Annotated in this window: 18 protein-coding genes; 13 read left to right on the top strand and 5 right to left on the bottom strand. The window is 44.0% G+C overall.

The features are described from left to right. Nucleotides 1-9 precede the first annotated feature (9 nt). From BGK61_RS02020 to BGK61_RS02005, 4 genes are all read left to right on the top strand, one after another. On the top strand, nt 10-633 hold the full coding sequence (locus BGK61_RS02020; protein ID WP_014996768.1) for a c-type cytochrome: 624 nt from the start codon (nt 10-12) through the stop codon (nt 631-633). Nucleotides 634-933: 300 nt separating this feature from the next. Beyond that, on the top strand, nt 934-1,635 hold the full coding sequence (locus BGK61_RS02015) for a class I SAM-dependent methyltransferase (RefSeq protein WP_083648704.1): 702 nt from the start codon (nt 934-936) through the stop codon (nt 1,633-1,635). 128 nt (nt 1,636-1,763) lie between these two features. Next, the gene (yihI, locus tag BGK61_RS02010; RefSeq protein WP_076012221.1) at nt 1,764-2,267 is read left to right on the top strand and encodes a Der GTPase-activating protein YihI; all 504 of its coding nucleotides are present in this window, start codon (nt 1,764-1,766) and stop codon (nt 2,265-2,267) included. A gap of 18 nt (nt 2,268-2,285) precedes the next feature. After that, entirely contained in the window at nt 2,286-2,747 is a 462-nt protein-coding gene (locus BGK61_RS02005; protein WP_014996765.1) for a DUF2489 domain-containing protein, read from the top strand. 114 nt (nt 2,748-2,861) lie between these two features. Here the strand turns inward: BGK61_RS02005 and BGK61_RS02000 are convergent, their stop codons facing one another. Further along, entirely contained in the window at nt 2,862-3,470 is a 609-nt protein-coding gene (locus BGK61_RS02000) for a DNA-3-methyladenine glycosylase I (protein ID WP_076012220.1), read from the bottom strand. 146 nt (nt 3,471-3,616) lie between these two features. On the opposite strand from BGK61_RS02000, the gene glyQ reads away from it, so the two are divergent. The 3 genes from glyQ to BGK61_RS01985 all read left to right on the top strand — a co-directional run bounded on the left by glyQ (nt 3,617) and on the right by BGK61_RS01985 (nt 7,130). After that, complete coding sequence (glyQ, locus tag BGK61_RS01995) at nt 3,617-4,522, top strand: glycine--tRNA ligase subunit alpha (RefSeq protein ID WP_014996763.1); 906 nt, start codon at nt 3,617-3,619, stop codon at nt 4,520-4,522. A gap of 2 nt (nt 4,523-4,524) precedes the next feature. Next, on the top strand, nt 4,525-6,603 hold the full coding sequence (glyS, locus tag BGK61_RS01990; protein ID WP_076025996.1) for a glycine--tRNA ligase subunit beta: 2,079 nt from the start codon (nt 4,525-4,527) through the stop codon (nt 6,601-6,603). Between the two features lie 83 nt (nt 6,604-6,686). Continuing rightward, nucleotides 6,687-7,130, top strand: a complete 444-nt coding sequence (locus BGK61_RS01985) for a hypothetical protein (RefSeq protein WP_048832179.1) — start codon at nt 6,687-6,689, stop codon at nt 7,128-7,130. A gap of 165 nt (nt 7,131-7,295) precedes the next feature. On the opposite strand, the gene gyrB is transcribed toward BGK61_RS01985, so the two are convergent. The 4 genes from gyrB to dnaA form a co-directional block, all read right to left on the bottom strand. Then, nucleotides 7,296-9,716, bottom strand: a complete 2,421-nt coding sequence (gyrB, locus tag BGK61_RS01980) for a DNA topoisomerase (ATP-hydrolyzing) subunit B (RefSeq protein WP_014996760.1) — start codon at nt 9,714-9,716, stop codon at nt 7,296-7,298. Nucleotides 9,717-9,724: 8 nt separating this feature from the next. Further along, nucleotides 9,725-10,813, bottom strand: a complete 1,089-nt coding sequence (gene recF / locus BGK61_RS01975; RefSeq protein WP_076011391.1) for a DNA replication/repair protein RecF — start codon at nt 10,811-10,813, stop codon at nt 9,725-9,727. Between the two features lie 125 nt (nt 10,814-10,938). Next, on the bottom strand, nt 10,939-12,039 hold the full coding sequence (gene dnaN, locus BGK61_RS01970; protein WP_012516526.1) for a DNA polymerase III subunit beta: 1,101 nt from the start codon (nt 12,037-12,039) through the stop codon (nt 10,939-10,941). A gap of 32 nt (nt 12,040-12,071) precedes the next feature. Further along, nucleotides 12,072-13,730, bottom strand: coding sequence for a chromosomal replication initiator protein DnaA (gene dnaA, locus BGK61_RS01965; RefSeq protein ID WP_014996758.1), 1,659 nt, complete (start codon nt 13,728-13,730; stop codon nt 12,072-12,074). A gap of 625 nt (nt 13,731-14,355) precedes the next feature. Between dnaA and rpmH the strand changes: the two genes are divergently transcribed. The 6 genes from rpmH to mnmE all read left to right on the top strand — a co-directional run bounded on the left by rpmH (nt 14,356) and on the right by mnmE (nt 18,706). Then, nucleotides 14,356-14,490, top strand: a complete 135-nt coding sequence (gene rpmH / locus BGK61_RS01960; RefSeq protein WP_014290886.1) for a 50S ribosomal protein L34 — start codon at nt 14,356-14,358, stop codon at nt 14,488-14,490. Between the two features lie 16 nt (nt 14,491-14,506). Next, nucleotides 14,507-14,866 carry a ribonuclease P protein component gene (gene rnpA, locus BGK61_RS01955; protein WP_015000154.1) on the top strand — a complete coding sequence of 120 codons (360 nt, stop codon included), beginning with the start codon at nt 14,507-14,509 and terminating at the stop codon, nt 14,864-14,866. After that, nucleotides 14,851-15,099, top strand: coding sequence for a membrane protein insertion efficiency factor YidD (gene yidD, locus BGK61_RS01950; protein ID WP_014951464.1), 249 nt, complete (start codon nt 14,851-14,853; stop codon nt 15,097-15,099). The genes rnpA and yidD overlap by 16 nt, the downstream gene beginning before the upstream one ends. A 10-nt stretch (nt 15,100-15,109) precedes the next feature. After that, nucleotides 15,110-16,768 carry a membrane protein insertase YidC gene (gene yidC, locus BGK61_RS01945; protein ID WP_015000153.1) on the top strand — a complete coding sequence of 553 codons (1,659 nt, stop codon included), beginning with the start codon at nt 15,110-15,112 and terminating at the stop codon, nt 16,766-16,768. Nucleotides 16,769-16,832: 64 nt separating this feature from the next. Then, a complete protein-coding gene (locus BGK61_RS01940) occupies nt 16,833-17,315 on the top strand; it encodes a YajQ family cyclic di-GMP-binding protein (protein ID WP_014977844.1) in 483 nt (160 codons plus the stop codon). A gap of 2 nt (nt 17,316-17,317) precedes the next feature. After that, nucleotides 17,318-18,706, top strand: coding sequence for a tRNA uridine-5-carboxymethylaminomethyl(34) synthesis GTPase MnmE (gene mnmE, locus BGK61_RS01935; protein ID WP_076011392.1), 1,389 nt, complete (start codon nt 17,318-17,320; stop codon nt 18,704-18,706). Nucleotides 18,707-18,785: the final 79 nt, after the last annotated feature.

Below are 18,785 nucleotides of genomic sequence, written 5' to 3'. Positions count from 1 at the left end.
AGATTTATTATGAAAAAACTGTGTTTGTTGGTATGTATGTCTTTAGGTTTAAGCGCAACTGCTATGGCAGAAGGCGACGCCGAGGCAGGTAAAGCGAAATCTGCAGTATGTGCAGCCTGTCATGGCCCTGATGGCAACAGCATGATTGACATGAACCCAAAACTTGCTGGCCAGCATGAGAAGTACATTGTTAAGCAATTAACCGAATTTAAACTTGCCTCTCAAACAGGTGGCGAGGAAGGTCGTAACAATGCTGTGATGAACGGCATGGCTGCCCCACTTTCAGAGCAAGACATGAAAGACTTAGCGGCTTATTTCTCAAGCCAAGAGCCAAAAGCAGGCGAAACACCTGAGCAGTATGTTGAAGCTGGGCGTGCACTTTACCAAGGTGGCGACGAGTCTCGTGGCGTAACTGCATGTATCGCATGTCACGGTCCTAAAGGTAACGGCATGGGCTTAGCAGGTTTCCCTGACATCAGTGGTCAACATGCAACTTACACTGCAGCTCAATTGAAAGCATTCCGTTCAGGCCAGCGTCACAATGACATGAATGGCATGATGCGTGATATTGCGATGAAATTAACTGACGAAGATATTGAGATTTTATCTAACTATATCGCGGGCTTACACTAAACATTACCGTTTTTGCACATTGTTGTTAAAAATTTGTTACCGAAAAAGTTGTATTTTGAAATTATTCGTGTAATCTAACGGCGTAGTTTGTAGGTGCCTTTGAAAAGCTACAAGCTAAATAACAAGAATAATAATAAAAATGCAGCATGGAAGACGGGATAAAGAGCCACGAGGGCCAAAAACAACAATACAGCTCTGCTAACAATAAAAATAAGGGGAGCAAAGCTAGGGAAGCAAAATACACATAGAGGTGTATAACGGGAGAGGTGTCATCTGACACTCATACAATGTAAGGTGATGGTGCAAACCATCACCTTTTTCTTTTTTAAGCCCCTTATTATTGTTTACTTTCCTATGTACTGTCCTTTATGCAAAAGCGCTAACACGTCATCTCACTACCACACTGATAATAGACGCGACTACCTGCAGTGTAGTCAGTGTGAACTTGTGTACGTATCTCCTGAATTTCTGCCTTCAAAACAAATAGAAAAGCAGGAATATGATCTTCATGAAAATAGTTTCGAAGACGAAGGTTATCGAAAGTTTTTAAGAAAGGTTTTAACACCACTTACACCTTTTATAGAAAGTGCAAAAGACGGTGAGCTTGTAGGATTGGATTTTGGTTGTGGTCCCGCGCCAGTTTTAGCCAGTATGCTGGAAGAAGAAGGAGTCAAGATGAAAACCTACGACCCCTTCTATGCAAATGATTTACAGGTGCTAGTGCAAAGCTACGACATTGTGACGTGTACTGAGGCTATTGAACATTTTCACTCCCCTCACGTCGAGTGGGCATTATTCAATAAACTCGTGGCTTCTGGTGGTGTGCTAGCCATCATGACAAAGCGCGTACTCGATAAGGCCAGGTTTGTTAATTGGCACTACAAAAATGATATCACCCACGTGAGTTTTTTCAGCGAAGCAACCTTTCATTTTCTAGCACAAAGGGACGGCTATGATGTCACTTTCCCCGCTAATGACGTTGTTTTGATGAGAAAGCGCTGAAGTAAATTTGCGTGATACTTTAAGTGTGCCGTATTGATTTTACACAGCACACCCAAAGATCAATACGTACACGCTAATTCGCGCTATAATAGCGTTGTTTTTTCACTCTCTTTGTTTATTTGGAAATTATGGCACGTTCAAAGAAATCACGTAAAGTCGGCCTAATCGGCGTTCGTAAAGATCCTGACTTTAAACCTAGCGAAAACCGTAAATCAGACTCACCTCGCCCTAAAAAGCATAAAGGTAAGCCCGCCGGTAGTCGCCACAATGTTGAACAGAAAAAAGTGACGAGCAAAAAGAGTGCTGAAAATAAAGATCCGCGCCACGGCAGTAAAAAGCCTATTCAGCTTGTGAAAGCGGTCACGCCTACACCAGCTCAAAAGAAGAAGTACGCGACACCAGCGCAAGAATTAGCTGCACTCGAGGCAGACCAACGCTTATCTGATTTGCTCGATAAGCTTGACGATGACAAGCCGCTTACCCGTGAGCAACAAGCTTATGTAGATGAAAAGATGGCTCGACATCGCATTCTTTGTGACCTGCTGGGAATAGTAGAAGAAGATGATGAAGACGACGATATGGATCCGTTTAATGATTTAGACGCTATCAATATCGACGACTTTAAGCATTAATAAAAACGGGAAAGAGTCATGCTTTGGGCAGTACTTTCAGGCATAGCGCTACTCATCATTGTTGGTCTTGGTTTTTACGCAGGCAAACTGCTGTTTATGTTAAAGCAGCAAAAGGAACGACAAGAAGCAGCGAGGCAATCACGCATTGCGACTATTACCGACAGTATTATAGTGATAGCAAAAGCTATGGAGCAGCAGCAGTGTGATTTGTCAGAAGGTGTTATTCGCATCGTCAACTTGTTGAATGCGCTTCCGCTGAACACGCCTCCTGATTTTAAAGCACAGTACCCCCACGTTCATGCGCTTTTTACCGAGGTAAGTGGTTTCGCTATTTTAGAAGCAAGGCAACAGCTACCAAAGAGTGAGCGAAGAAAGCAAGACATAGCTCGCGAGCAAATTGAATCCGAATACGAGTCTAAGGTCTTGGATGAGTTGCCGCCGCTGAAAATATATTGCGAAACCCTCTTAGCCACTAAATAATTGGTGAGCATGGGATTTAGGAAAGCATAAAATAGTGCTATCAAAATAAAAAAATGGCCGATTACAATGTGTAATCGGCCATTTTTTTGAGGGGTTAAAGCTAGTTCTTTATGGTCATTTTATAGCGAGTTCACAGGTACGCTGGTAACAATGACACCCTACTTCGTGATCGTTAACCATTCCCACCGCTTGCATAAAAGCATAACAAATCGTTTCACCAACAAAATTAAATCCGCGCTTTTTTAAGGCTTTTGACATCGCTTTTGAGGCATCGGTTGATGTGGGTGCTTGCCTGAAGTCATCCCACGCATTAATAACCGTACGTCCATCTGTAAATTGCCAAATGAACTCACTGAATGGCTGCGACGCTTCGATAGATAAAAAGCCCTTGGCATTTTTGATAACCGACTCTATTTTGAGTTTGTTTCTGATTATGCCGCTGTTCTGCATCAGCCTGTCGACATCCGCGGGACCCATCGTCGCAATTTTTTCAGGGTCGAACTGGTAGAATGCTTGTTCAAAATTCTGCTGTTTTTTTAAAATCGTCAGCCAAGATAAACCGGCTTGTTGTCCATCTAAGCATAATTTCGCAAATAGCGCGCGACTATCTAACTCGGGTACACCCCATTCGTTATCATGATACGCTAAATAAATAGGGTCGCTGCTCACCCAACCACATCTATGTAAAGGCGCATTTTTCTCTATTTTTGTTTGATTGGGCATGGCTTAAGATTAAATCCTTGTTGTGAAGTGGCATATTGGCTTTATTCGTGACGTTTTTTCACCCTTTACACCTACATACTATGCCTCACAAATTGTATACTATCCCACCTTTATTTTAAGTCAGATAACTAATAAGCAGCGGATGTATGCAGAAATACGATATTAAGACCTTTCAAGGGTTGATCCTTGCGCTTCAAGATTATTGGGCGCGTCAGGGCTGCGTTATTATTCAGCCTCTGGATATGGAAGTGGGTGCAGGTACTTTTCACCCTATGACGTTCCTACGTTCTTTAGGTCCAGAGCCAATGAGTAGCGCCTATGTTCAACCGTGCCGTAGACCAACTGATGGTCGTTACGGTGAGAACCCAAACCGCTTACAACATTACTATCAGTTCCAAGTAATGCTTAAGCCTTCACCTGATAATATTCAGGAGTTGTATTTGGGCTCTTTGAAAGAGTTAGGTTTCGATCCGCTAGTTCACGACATTCGCTTCGTAGAAGACAACTGGGAATCACCAACGCTTGGAGCGTGGGGTCTAGGTTGGGAAGTGTGGCTAAACGGTATGGAAGTAACACAGTTTACGTACTTCCAGCAGGTAGGCGGTCTAGAGTGTAAGCCTGTTACCGGCGAAATTACCTACGGCTTAGAGCGACTAGCCATGTACGTTCAAGGTGTAGATAGTATCTACGATTTGGTTTGGACGGACGGCCCTATGGGTAAGGTCACCTATGGCGATGTGTTCCATCAAAACGAAGTGGAACAGTCGACGTATAACTTCGAACACGCCAACGTTGAAGCCTTGTTTAGAACCTTTGACGAATGTGAAGCAGAAAGCCAAAAGCTTATCGAAAACAACCTTCCACTTCCTGCCTACGAGCAGGTGATGAAGGCGTCTCACGCTTTTAACTTACTTGATGCACGTCACGCGATTTCAGTGACAGAACGCCAGCGCTATATTCTTCGCGTTCGAACGCTTGCCAAAGCATGTGCAGAGAGCTATTACCAAGCACGTGAAGCACTAGGCTTCCCGCTATGTAACAAGGAGGCATAAGCGTGCGTACAGAAAATTGTCTAGTTGAATTAGGTACTGAAGAGTTACCACCAAAAGCGCTTAAGTCTTTGGGTGAAGCCTTCGCCACACAGTTTGAAGCAGCGCTAACGCAAGCTGACTTAAGCTTTGACTCAGTTAGCTGGTTTGCAGCCCCTCGTCGTCTAGCCGTTTATGTTTCAGGCCTAGCTGAAGGCCAGGCTGACAAAGTGGTAGAGAAGCGCGGCCCAGCAGTATCCGCTGCATTTGACGCCGACGGTAACCCTACCAAAGCAGCGCAAGGTTGGGCTCGCGGTAACGGCATTGACGTTGCTGACGCAGAGCGCCTTGTAACAGACAAAGGTGAATGGTTACTTCACAACGCCCACGTGCCTGGTCAGTCTGTTGCAGAGCTATTAGAAGGGCTGATTAACCAAGCAGTAAGTAAATTACCTATTCCAAAGCCAATGCGTTGGGGTAATTACAATACTCAGTTTATACGCCCTGTTCATACCCTATGCGTACTTTACGGTAGCGAAGTGGTTAACGTTTCAGTATTGGGCTTAACCAGTGGCCGTGTTATTCAAGGTCACCGTTTTCACGGTGAAGGTCGTTTTGAACTTGACCATGCTGATAATTACGCCTCTGCCCTAGAGCAACAATATGTGCTGGCAGATTTCGAAGCACGTAAAGATAAAGTGCGTCAGCAGCTTGAAGACGCAGCGCAAAGCTTGTCGCTTAAGCCAGACTATAATGAAGACTTACTTGAAGAGATTGCGTCACTTGTAGAGTGGCCTGTTGTGCTTCAAGCTGGTTTTGATAAGGCTTTCTTAGCGGTACCGAAAGAAGCCCTTATTTATACCATGAAAGACGACCAGAAATATGTGCCACTACTAGATAGCAACGGTGCTCTTTCAAACACTTTCTTGTTCGTAACGAACATCGAAAGTCGCGATGCGTCTCAAGTAATTTCTGGTAACGAAAAGGTTATCCGCCCTCGTCTGGCAGACGCCGAGTTTTTCTTTAACAGCGATAAAAAGACAACATTAGAAAGCCGCCTTGAAAGCTTAGAAACCGTGTTGTTTCAAAAACAGCTTGGTACGCTAAAAGAAAAGTCTGAGCGTATATCTGCCCTATCGGCGTTTATCGCTTCGCAAATAGATGCGAATGAATCACAAGCTGCACGAGCAGGTCTTCTAGCTAAAACCGATTTAATGTCGAACATGGTTATGGAGTTCCCAGACGTTCAAGGTGTTATGGGTAAATACTATGCACTAAACGACGGTGAAGATGCGCCTGTTGCTGAAGCGCTTTATGAACAGTATATGCCGCGTTTTGCTGGTGACGCACTTCCTAGTTCAGGCGTTAGCGCATCGGTCGCGCTTGCTGACAAACTAGATACCCTAGTGGGTATTTTTGGTATTGGCCAGTTACCTAAGGGTGATAAAGACCCGTTTGCACTTCGTCGTGCAGCTATAGGCGTTTTACGTATAGTTACTGAGCTGTCACTGCCACTAGATCTTGAAACGTTAGTGAGCAAAGCTATCAATGTATATGGCGATAAGTTAACGAATGCTGAAACCCAATCTCAGGTGGTTGATTTTGTATTAGGTCGATTTACTGCGCTTTTACAAGATCAAGCTATCGCCATTGATGTTATTCAGGCCGTTGCTGCTCGTCGCCCTACTAAACCAGCTGACTACTTAGCCCGTGTTCATGCGGTAGATAAGTTTAGAGCACTGGAAGAAGCCGAGGCGTTGGCTGCCGCTAACAAGCGTGTAGCGAACATCCTTGCTAAGCAAAACGTAGAAGTGACAGACACCGTTAATATTAATGAGTCACTATTAGCTGAAGATGCTGAAAAGGCGCTGTATGCTGAACTAAAGGTCGCGCAAAAGGAAGTGGATATCGCACTACCTTCACAAGACTACACACGCATTTTAACCGCGCTTGCAACCTTACGTAATGTAATCGATAACTTCTTCGATAACGTAATGGTTATGGCTGATGACGAAGCGGTTAAGAATAACCGACTTGCTTTGCTGTCGCTTTTAAGGCAACTTTTCCTTACTACCGCGGATATTTCAATTCTCGCGAAGTCGTAGGCTAGTTAAAGTTAATGCGGTTTTAGGCCGCAAAAACAAAAAGCCCAGCCTCAATGTTGGGCTTTTTTATAAATGGAGACGCTGTGAAAAAGTTTTTAACTATTGCTTCTATATGCATGGCACTTTCAGCATGCTCTAGCAGTGGAAGCTTTAAAATTCCAGAAATAGCACCGGACGTGCCTCGCATTCAATTCGAAAACATGTTCCTTAGAGGCGTATTTAACTGGTGGGAAGCTGACCCTAGTTACAAGTTCAAACGTTCAAATTCAGGCTGGACAGTTGATGTTGAACTCATTGCCGACGGACAACCCTATGACTTTAGGTTATCTGACGCAAAATGGACGCCCTCACAGAGCTGTGGCGGTAAATATAAGGGTCAGCCTGTAATGTTAGGCTCAACTGTTTATTTAGTCTGTGAGCAGGGATCAGAGAACTTGCAATTCACCCCCTCCTCAACAGGCACCTATCGCTTTACAGCAACATCAGCAAGTGCGGGGGAAGTCGCCCTAGTTGTTTCAAAAGTTTAAATCTGATGCCGTATCTTTACGGCATCACTTAGCTTTTATCGTTTAATAAACTCTTCAACCACGTTTATTCTCAGTAATACCCTCCCTGTCTATACGAAAAATTCGCCTTAGCGTTAGCAAAAAAAAAGCGACCCATTGGTCGCTTTTTTCAAATAGCTAAAAACGCTACACGTCTAAGTTTTCCACTTTAAGTGCATTAGCTTCGATAAACTCTCGACGAGGCTCAACTTGATCACCCATCAGTGTGGTGAACAGCTGATCACAGCCAATAGCATCTTCAATGGTAACTTGAAGCATACGGCGGCTTTCTGGGTCCATGGTAGTTTCCCATAATTGCTCTGGGTTCATCTCACCTAGCCCTTTATAGCGCTGAATGTATTGGCCACGTTTCGCTTCGTTCATTAGCCACTCTAGTGCTTCTTTGAAAGACTCAACTTGCTGTCTACGCTCGCCACGCTGAATGTAAGCGTCTTTGCCCATCATGTCGTTAATGGCAAGGTTAAGCTCTTTAAGACGCTGGTATTCAGACGACTCGATGAACTCGTGATCGATAATGTACTCGTAATCGATACCGTGCATACGCATAATGATTGTGATGTAGTACTCGCTAAGTTCAGCATCAGTGCGAATTTCATAACGGTATGTAGCTCCGTCGTTTTCGCGCTCTGTAAGCTGCTCTACGAAGTGTTTCGCCACATGCTCTAGTGCAGATTCATCTTTAAGGTCTTCAAGGTTTAGCGTAGGCGTGTAAAGCATTCTGTAAAGGATAGATGCAGGCATAAGACGTTTCATACGTGCAATCATCTTCTCTACCGATTGGTACTGCTTAACAAGGTTTTCAAGGCCTACACCACTAATACCTGGGTCTTCATCGCTGGTGTGCAAGGACGCACCGTCAATTGCGATTGATGTTAGGTAGTTAGTTAACGCATCGTCATCTTTAAGATACTGCTCTTGTTTACCCTTCTTCACTTTGTAAAGCGGAGGCTGTGCAATATATACATATCCACGCTCAATGATTTCAGGCATTTGACGATAGAAAAATGTTAGTAGAAGCGTACGAATGTGAGAACCATCTACGTCAGCATCGGTCATGATGATGATGCTGTGATAGCGTAGTTTTTCAGGGTCATACTCGTCACGACCAATACCACAACCTAGTGCCGTGATAAGTGTCGCAACTTCTTGCGAAGAAAGCATCTTATCGAAACGCGCTTTCTCAACGTTTAGAATTTTACCTTTAAGCGGCAGAATAGCTTGGTTCTTACGGTTACGACCCTGCTTAGCTGAACCGCCCGCAGAGTCACCCTCCACTATGTACAGTTCACTAAGTGCAGGATCTTTTTCCTGACAGTCAGCTAGCTTACCCGGCAGACCAGCCAAGTCGAGCGCACCTTTACGGCGTGTCATTTCACGGGCCTTTCGTGCAGCTTCACGAGCACGAGCAGCATCAATAATCTTACCCGCAATGATTTTACTTTCTGCAGGGTTTTCTAATAAGAACTCTGCTAGCTTTTCATTCATTGCCGATTCAACAGCTGGACGAACTTCAGAAGATACAAGCTTATCTTTAGTCTGTGAGCTGAATTTTGGATCTGGTACTTTAACGGAAATAACCGCGGTTAGACCTTCACGCGCGTCGTCACCACTGGCATTCGTTTTAGCCTTTTTGTTCAGGCCTTCCTTTTCCATGTAGTTATTCAATGTACGTGTCAACGCTCCACGGAAGCCCGCCAAGTGAGTACCACCATCGCGCTGAGGAATGTTGTTGGTGAAACAGAACACGTTCTCTTGGAAGCTATCGTTCCATTGCATCGCAACTTCTACTGCAATACCGTCTTCTTGTTCACTGCAGAAATGAAACACTTTCTGGTGAACAGGTGTTTTCTTTTCATTTAGGTACTCAACGAACGCTTTAATACCACCTTCGTACATGAAGTGGTCTTCTTTTCCATCGCGTTCGTCTTTCAAGCGAATCGACACACCAGAGTTCAAAAATGATAGTTCACGAAGACGTTTAGCAAGGATATCATAGTGGTAAAGCGTATCTGTGAATGTGTCTGAACTTGGCCAGAAACGAATCATAGTTCCCGTTTTGTCTGTATCGCCTGTTACCGCTAGTGGCGCTTGTGGAACACCATGATGATATTCTTGTTCGTGCGCTTTACCACCGCGACGTATACGAAGCTTAAGTCGGCTTGAAAGTGCGTTTACTACTGATACACCTACACCGTGCAGACCGCCCGATACTTTATATGAGTTATCGTCAAACTTACCGCCGGCGTGAAGAACTGTCATGATAACTTCAGCTGCAGATACACCCTCTTCTGGGTGCAATTCAGTTGGTATACCACGCCCATCGTCAGACACAGATACTGAGCCATCGCTGTGAATGAGCACAGTAATCTCAGAACAATGTCCAGCAAGTGCTTCATCGATAGAGTTATCGACCACCTCGAAAACCATATGGTGTAATCCGGTACCATCATCAGTATCACCGATATACATACCAGGACGCTTTCTTACGGCATCTAATCCTTTAAGTACTTTAATACTGGACGAGTCGTAGTTGTTCTCTGCTGACATACTAGCTTTTACTCCTCTTTCACGCTTCCATGTTCCACGTGAAACATTTTCTTTTCGTTGTATTTTTGTATAAAAGCGAGTTGCGTGGATTCTATTGCAGTAACGAAAACCTGCGTATCCATTTTGAGCAACCCATCAATAAATTGTTCTCTTTTATCGGCATCTAGTTCGGCACCAACGTCATCAAGTAAAAAGATACTTTTACGCTGCGTTGCCGTGTTAAATAGCTTAGTCTGTGACATTTGAAGCGCTGCCACAGCCATTCTAAGCTGCCCTCTCGATAAAAGCTCCTGAGCATTAACACCATTCACTTTAAGCCTTAAATCGGCTTTATGGGGCCCAGAAGAGGTGTGCCCTATTTTACCATCATACTCACGTTTTTTAACTAGGCTTTCTGATAAACCGACATCTTTTTCCCACCCTTTATAGTAACTCAATTCCACATCGAAGTTCGGAAGAAATTCTTGCGAGTACCGCTTAAAAATAGGCGTCAGGGTATCCACATATCCCTGACGCGTAGCCGATAAAGACTCACCTAGTTCTGAGAACTGAGACTCCCAATATTGATTTTGTGGTGCGCTTAAATTTGCCTGCTGTTTCAGCAACGCATTTCTATGCTTTAGGAATTTACCGTACTGATTTGCAAGCGATTGAAACTGATGTTCCACGTGAAACAATCCCCAATCACAAAACCGGCGGCGCTCGGATGGCGAACCAATAATAAGGTCAGTACTCTGCGGAGTAAAAAGTTGAAGCGGTACCAGGCTGACTAAATCTGATAACTTATTTGAATGCTCACCGTTAATACTACAGGTGAATGTCTCGTTTCGACTTCGTTGAAAGCCTAGCTTTAATTTATCCCCTTCTTCAGTTTTGCATGACGCAAAAACACTGAAGCTGTCTTTCTCATTTTGAATAACCGAGCTGTGTTTATTTGTTCTAAAAGAACGCCCAAAACCAAGGTAGTAAAGTGCTTCGATTAACGAGGATTTCCCACTCCCATTTACCCCTTTAATGATGGTTAAAGCTGGTGAAGGAGAGAGTGATACGGAAGTAAGATTACGAAACTGTGTAATCTGGACGCGGTCCAGTTTCATGAGGTCACACTGATGAAAGAAAAGAAGCGAGGAGTATCAGTACTCATCGCTTCTTGAATTGATAATTTAAATAACAAAATAACGTGAATTATGCGAAACGCTGCAAACACTTAATGTAGTAGTGACTACAGTCGCATCGGCATAATAACGTATAACGCGGCGTCATCGGCATCATCTTCGATAAGCGCACTTGCGTTTGAATCTGACAGGCTCACTTTAACACCGTCAGACCCTAACGCATTTAATACGTCAATCAGATAGGCAACGTTAAAGCCTATTTCTAAATCGTCACCTTGATATTGAACATCAACGATTTCTTCTGCTTCTTCTTGCTCTGGGTTGTTAGCCGTTATTTTAAGCTCGCCGGAAGACAGGTTTAATCGTACGCCTCTAAACTTTTCGTTAGATAGAATGGCCGCACGTGAAAATGCTTCTTTGAGTACAGCCTTACTCGCAATTATTTCCTTGTCACCATTTTGAGGTAACACACGGCGATAATCAGGAAACCTACCATCAACTAGCTTCGAGGTGAAAATAAAATCATTTGAAAATATACGAAGGTGGTTAGCACCAATTTGCACCTTGAGAGACTTGTCGTCTTCGCTAATAAGACGAGAAATTTCTAAAACACCTTTGCGGGGAATAATTACCTGTCGAGACGGTAATGCTGTTTCGTAGTTTAAGCGACAAAGTGCTAGGCGGTGGCCGTCTGTTGCAACGGTACGAATGATATTCTCTTCCGTTTCAAGGGACATACCATTTAAGTAATAACGTACGTCTTGTTGAGCCATTGAGAAGCTCGTTGCATCGATAAGACGCTTTAGATCACTGCACGATAGTTCAAATTCAACTTCGCCTTCCCAGTCTTCTAGATTGGGGTAGTCGTTGGCAGATAAAGTAGAAAGGGTATAACGACCTCGACCGGCCCGAATAAGTGCTTTACTGCCGTCTAAAGAGAAATGAATATCTGTTCCTTCAGAAATACCGCGAATAATATCAAAGAGTTTTTTAGCAGGAACGGTAATCTCACCTTCGGTGAATTCACCTTCTAATTTCACGCTAGAAATTAGTTCTACCTCTAAATCTGTACCAGTAAGCCAAAGTGCGTCCTCACTTACTTTAATGAGAACATTAGAAAGAATTGGCAATGTGTGTCTACGCTCTACAGCACCAGATACCAACTGTAGGGGTTGTAAAAATTGTTCGCGGCTTATAGTAAATTTCATCGCAGTGCTATCTCGCCTCTAAGGTCGTGGTGTTAGGAAGATAAAGTCCTAATGAGGTTCTTATAGTCCTCTTTTATATCATGACTTTCTTCTCTTAGCTGCTCTATTTTTCTACATGCGTGTAAAACGGTAGTATGGTCTCGTCCACCAAATGCGTTTCCTAACTCAGGTAAACTGTGGTTGGTAAGTTCTTTGGCCAGCGCCATTGCTACCTGGCGAGGGCGCGCCACACTACGACTACGTCGTTTAGACAAAATATCAGCTACTTTTATCTTATAATAATCTGCGACGGTTTTCTGAATATTATCAACGGTTACTAATTTTTCTTGAAGCGCAAGAAGATCTCGCAGCGCTTCGCGAACGAAATCAATAGTGATAGGGCGACCGGTAAAGTTTGCGTTAGCAATAACACGGTTAAGTGCACCCTCGAGCTCACGTACGTTTGAACGTAAGCGCTTGGCAATAAAGAACGCTACTTCATTGGGTAAGTGAATCCGGTTTTCTGCCGCTTTACGCATCAAAATAGCCACTCGGGTTTCAAGTTCAGGCGGCTCGATAGCGATAGTTAAACCCCATCCAAAGCGCGATTTTAATCGGTCCTCTACCCCATCAATCTCTTTAGGATATCTATCAGAAGTAAGGATGATTTGTTGGTTACCTTCAAGGAGCGCATTGAACGTATGGAAAAACTCTTCTTGTGACCGCTCTTTATTAGCAAAGAATTGAATATCATCGATAAGTAACGCATCAACACTGCGATAGAAGCGCTTAAAGTCCTCTATAGCGTTATTTTGTAGCGCCTTAACCATATCCTGTACAAAGCGCTCAGAATGCATGTATACAATTTTAGCGTCGCCATTATTTGCTACGATGCCATTACCCACAGCATGTAATAAGTGAGTTTTACCTAAGCCCGTTCCGCCATAAATAAATAATGGGTTGTAAGAACCGCCTGGGTTATTTGCAACTTGAGTCGCAGCCGCACGTGCAAGCTGGTTAGATTTACCTTCAACGAAGTTATCGAACTGGTAAGTTGGATTGATATTACTTTTATGCTTCATCGCTTCAGGGATCGGGATCACTTTAGGCGGAGTGGAAGACCTTGGCGCTTGATCTGCATAAGCATTATATCCATTGCGATCAGGATGTTGCGTAGCACGATCATTTTGATCCGTATTCTGTGAGTAAGACGACGATTGTGAAAATTGATTGTTTTGCCCCTGACCACCAGTATTACCGGCCGTTGAAGGCATACCATTATTCGGCATTGGTGAATAAGAGGATGGATGCTGACCGTTGCTACCACTTTGAGCAGACTGATTGCCGGTATTATAGCCCTGATACCCTTGACCGCCTGAAGGCGTAATTGGCTTACTTAATTGATTATTCGGCGCACTTGAAGCAGCCGCTGAACCACTAGTACCCATAGGAGTTTGGCTACGACTTACGCTGTGACGATTCATCACTTCTAAACGCAATTGTGGTGCATCATTCCCAGCGAACTCTTTAAGTAGCGCAGTAATGTTATTTAGGTACTTATCTCTCACCCAATCAAGTACAAAACGATTAGGAGCATAGAGCGCTACCACACCTTCTTGTTCTTCACAAACAAGCGGTCGTATCCACATACTAAATTGCTGCGTCGGTAATTCTTGACGCAATCTTTCAAGGCATTGGTTCCACAAGGACATGGTACGTAAGTAGCTCCCGTAACTCGCTAGAAAAACCAACTCCTGAAAAGCCAAGCATAGAAAAGCAGGCACTAAAAAGCGCCATTAGAAGAAAATAGCGTTGGAAGTGTTGGGTAGCAGCGAGAAATTAAGTTATCGTTTTAATCGCTGTGGATTATCTTACGTTATCAACACAATGTAAATGGCGATCCGGATCGATCTTTTCGATCAAACATTTATATAATTGATTTTAAAGAACTTATCTTTTAGATCAAAACAAACTATAACGAGAAAGATTCATTCTAAATTTGTACTAGAAAACCGTTAGATCATCTTGCAATTTATAACTCCGCCTAGGTTTTTCACAATCCATTGTGGATAACCTAACTAGATTTTATGCGTTATTCACAGACGATTTGTACGGAAACTGCGTTATCGATTAAGCTATCGATTAGGAAAAGCAAAAATTGTTCACTTATTCGTCCGAAAAGCGAGAATATGCATTGACAGCACGCCCCGAGATCTCTAGAATTCAGCGTCCTTTTTCGATGGGCTTTTCTGGTGAAAACACCACATTGTTCTGGCAACAGCATAATGTGTTACCAAAAACGCCTATGTTTAACTAAATATAAGTGAGACTTTGGTCATGAAAAGAACATTTCAACCGAGCAATCTAAAGCGCAAGCGTTCTCACGGTTTTCGTGCTCGTATGGCGACTAAAAATGGTCGTAAAGTACTAGCAGCTCGCCGTGCAAAAGGCCGCGCACGTCTTTCAGCTTAATTAGAAAGACGCCAAAGTGGGCGAGAATAATTTTTCTAGGGAGTTACGTCTGTTAACTCCCACCCACTTTACCTATGTGTTTGATAACGCAACCCCAGCTGTATCTCCCTCTTTTACTGTTCTAGCCAGAAAAAATACACTTTCAACTCCTCGTTTAGGCATTACGCTTGCGAAAAAACGTATTCGTAAAGCTCACGATAGAAATCGTTTGAAACGATTAGTCAGAGAAAGTTTTAGGCATAAACAGCACAACTTACCCAATGTCGATATTATCGTTATTGGCAAGTCTGGCGCTGACAACCTTAGCAACCAAGAAGTTTTCGCTACATTGGACAAGCTATGGAAAAAATTAAACAAGCGTTGCGGCAACTCTTAATTGCAGTGCCTTTGGCCTTGATAAAATTTTATCAATGGTTCATTTCCCCTATGTTAGGGCAACGATGTCGTTTCCATCCTTCTTGTTCTTGGTATGCTATAGATGCATTAAAAACGCACGGATTAGTAAAAGGCGGTTGGTTATCTATTAAACGCATATTAAAATGCCACCCTTTGCATGCCGGCGGATATGATCCAGTGCCGGAAAAACAACAAGATAAACACTCAAAATAAAGAGACCTCTATGGAATCGCAACGTAGTTTTCTGATAATTGGCCTTGCGCTAGTTAGCTTTTTGCTTTGGCAATCATGGCAAAAAGATTATGGGCCACAGCCAGTTGTGCCTGTTGAGCAACAACAAACGCAAGAGACATCACAAGGCGTACCGTCATTTAATGAAAATGGCAGCGAAGATGTACCTAGTAGTGATAGCGTTCCGGCTGCACAGCCTATCGCAGCGGCGCAAAGCTCAAACCGCATTGTAGAAGTTAAAACCGATACGCTAGATTTACGCATCGATTTGCTAGGCGGTGATGTAGTATCAGCAGACTTACTTAAGTTTCCAGTAGAGCAAGGTTCGGATATTCCTTACAGCCTACTCCGCTCTGGCAACGGTCTTTATGTAGCGCAAAGTGGCCTAATCGGTGCTCAAGGGCCTGATGCAAGCAGCAGTGGCCGCCCTGTGTACAATGCACAAAGTGACTATTATGAAATGACTGGCGACACCCTTGTTATTCCTCTTACATGGAAAAACAACCAAGGTTTGTCAGTTACCAAAACCTTCACTTTTACTAAAGGCCAGTACGACGTAAACGTAAGCTATAGCGTTGAAAATGGTACCGGTAGTGCAGCAACGGTTCAGCCGTATGCACAGCTTAAACAAGTGATGGAGTTTGAAGACGACAGCAACATGTTTATGCCAACGTACCGTGGTGCTGCATATTCAACAGAAGATGACCGCTACCAGAAGTACTCGTTTGACGAGATTGAAGATGAAGCGCTTCGCGAAACCACGAAAGCGGGTTGGGTTGGCATGCTTGAACATTACTTTGTGTCAGCATGGGTGCCTTCACAAGAGCAAACGAACACGCTTTATTCTCGCAACCTGAAAAATCAGTATGCGGTAATTGGTGTATTGTCTCCGTCTGAAAGCGTAGCGCCTGGTGAAACCAAAACTCTTGCGTCTACCCTTTATATGGGCCCTAAGGACCAAGAAAGCCTAGCGAAGATTGCGCGCGGATTAGACCTAACCGTTGATTACGGTATTCTTTTCTGGATTTCACAGCCGCTGTTCGCCCTTCTTACATTCCTTCATAGCCTAGTTAATAACTGGGGTGTGGCAATTATCCTTATCACTATTGTAGTAAAAGGTGCCATGTACTGGCTAACTAAGAAGCAATACGAGTCAATGGCACGTATGCGCAACTTAGCACCTAAGATGCAGCAGCTAAAAGACCGTTTTGGCGACGACAGACAAAAAATGTCTCAAGCTATGATGGAGCTTTACCGCAAAGAGAAAGTAAACCCAATGGGCGGTTGCTTACCTCTTCTTCTGCAAATGCCTATCTTCCTTGCGCTTTACTGGGTACTGATGGAAAGTGTTGAACTACGCCATGCAGACTTTGTGCTTTGGATCACTGACCTTTCTACAAAAGACCCATACTTTGTGCTGCCAATTCTAACTGGCGCGAGTATGTACCTATTGCAAAAACTTCAGCCAACCACCATTACTGATCCAATGCAGCAGAAAATCATGCAATGGATGCCGGTAGCAATGAGTGTATTCTTCCTGTGGTTCCCTGCAGGTCTGGTACTATACTGGCTAGTCAGTAACGTGATTACCTTGGTTCAAGCCAAAATGATTTATGCTTCAATGGAGAAGCGGGGCATCAGCAGTAAATAACACGCTGATCAATGAATTATACAGCCCGCCTATGCGGGCTGTTTTGTCTTAAGAGGAATAACCTGTGCCATCATTTGATATTGTTTCTGAAATCAACATGGAAGAAGTACGTAACGCCACTGAAAACGCAAGCCGTGAGCTATCAACGCGTTTCGACTTTCGCGGGATTGACGCGAGCTTTGAGTACAAAGATAAAACCGTGGTCATGAAGGCCGAAGCTGAATTCCAACTTCAGCAAATGGAAAGCATGTTTAGAACGGCGATGTCTAAACGTAACGTAGACACCTCATCTATGGATGTTAAACCCTACGATGCACACGGTAGAACTTACCGTCAGACCATTACCTTTAAAGAAGGTATTGAACAGCCGATGGCGAAGAAGATTGTGAAGCTGGTGAAAGACGCCAAAATCAAAGTGCAAACGGCAATTCAAGGCGAAGAACTTCGCGTAACAGGTAAAAAGCGTGATGATTTGCAGCAAGTGATTTCGCTGGTTAAAGAGTCGAACTTAGGCCAACCTTTCCAATTTAAGAACTTCCGCGACTAATTATGGAATCACTCACCCTTTCTACCGACACTATTACCGCACAAGCGACAGCGCCCGGTCGTGGCGGCGTAGGTATTGTGCGTGTTTCAGGTCCTAAGGCCAAAGCTATCGCAGAGGCGTTAGTACCAAGCGCACTAACACCACGTCTTGCGACCTATACGCCGTTTGTTGATGCCAACAACAGCGTAATAGACCAGGGCATAGCACTGTTTTTTAAAGGGCCTAACTCATTTACCGGTGAAGATGTACTTGAACTGCAGGGCCACGGCGGTCAAGTTGTCATGGACATGCTGATTGATGCCGTGCTTGCAACAGGCCATGCCCGGCTTGCCAATCCAGGTGAATTCAGTGAACAGGCCTTTTTAAATGATAAGTTAGACCTTGCGCAAGCAGAGGCGATTGCCGACTTGATTGATGCAAGCTCTAAACAGGCAGCCAAAAGTGCGCTGCGCTCGCTACAGGGTGAGTTTTCTACACAAATTCAAACGCTATCTGACCAAATCGTGCACCTTCGTATGTACGTAGAAGCGGCCATCGATTTTCCTGAAGAAGAAATTGATTTCTTATCTGATGGGAAAGTATCAGGTGACTTAAGCGCAATCATGCAAAGCTTAACCAAAGTACGCGAACAGGCTAAACAAGGTACCTTGTTGCGCGAAGGTATGCAGGTGGTGATTGCGGGGAGACCTAACGCCGGTAAATCGAGCTTATTAAACGCCCTGGCAGGACGAGATAGCGCCATTGTTACTGATATCGCTGGTACCACGCGAGACGTGCTTAAAGAGCATATACACATTGATGGTATGCCGGTGCACATTATCGACACTGCTGGACTTCGAGAAAGCCCAGATAAAGTGGAACAAATTGGTATTGAGCGCGCGTGGCAAGCCATTAATGAAGCTGATCATGTGTTATTTGTTGTGGACTCTACCGCAACCGCAGTGATCGACCCTTATGAAATATGGCCAGAATTTATGGCCCGATTGCCACAAGGTATCCCCGTTACCGTAGTTCGTAACAAGGCCGACCTTAGTACCTTAGATATTGGACAAAGCACAGTTGCCACCGAGCAAGGTGAAATCTCAGTCATTAATCTATCAGCCAAAGAAGGTAGCGGCGTCGACACGCTAAAAGCACATCTGGCAAAAACCATGGGCTTCGATACTACAACTGAAGGTCAATTTATCGCGCGCAGACGACACATAGACGCACTCGACCAAGCCTACAGTTATGTAAGCACAGGCGAACAACAACTGCATGACGCTATGGCGGGTGAGTTGCTTGCTGAAGAATTGCGCTTGGCTCACCAGGCACTATGTGAGATAACCGGTGAATTCACGTCAGACGACCTACTTGGTAAAATTTTTTCATCGTTCTGTATTGGTAAGTAGCGCAACCAATAAAGTTATAAGTAAGATGGTGAATAACGTAACGGATAAGCCGTACTTACGTTAAGACGACAATTGTAAA

The organism is Alteromonas abrolhosensis (assembly GCF_001953635.1).
Classification (GTDB): Bacteria; Pseudomonadota; Gammaproteobacteria; order Enterobacterales; family Alteromonadaceae; genus Alteromonas; species Alteromonas abrolhosensis.
The sequence above is the reverse complement of the archived record's forward strand: the minus strand, read 5'-3'. Positions and strand labels throughout refer to the sequence as shown.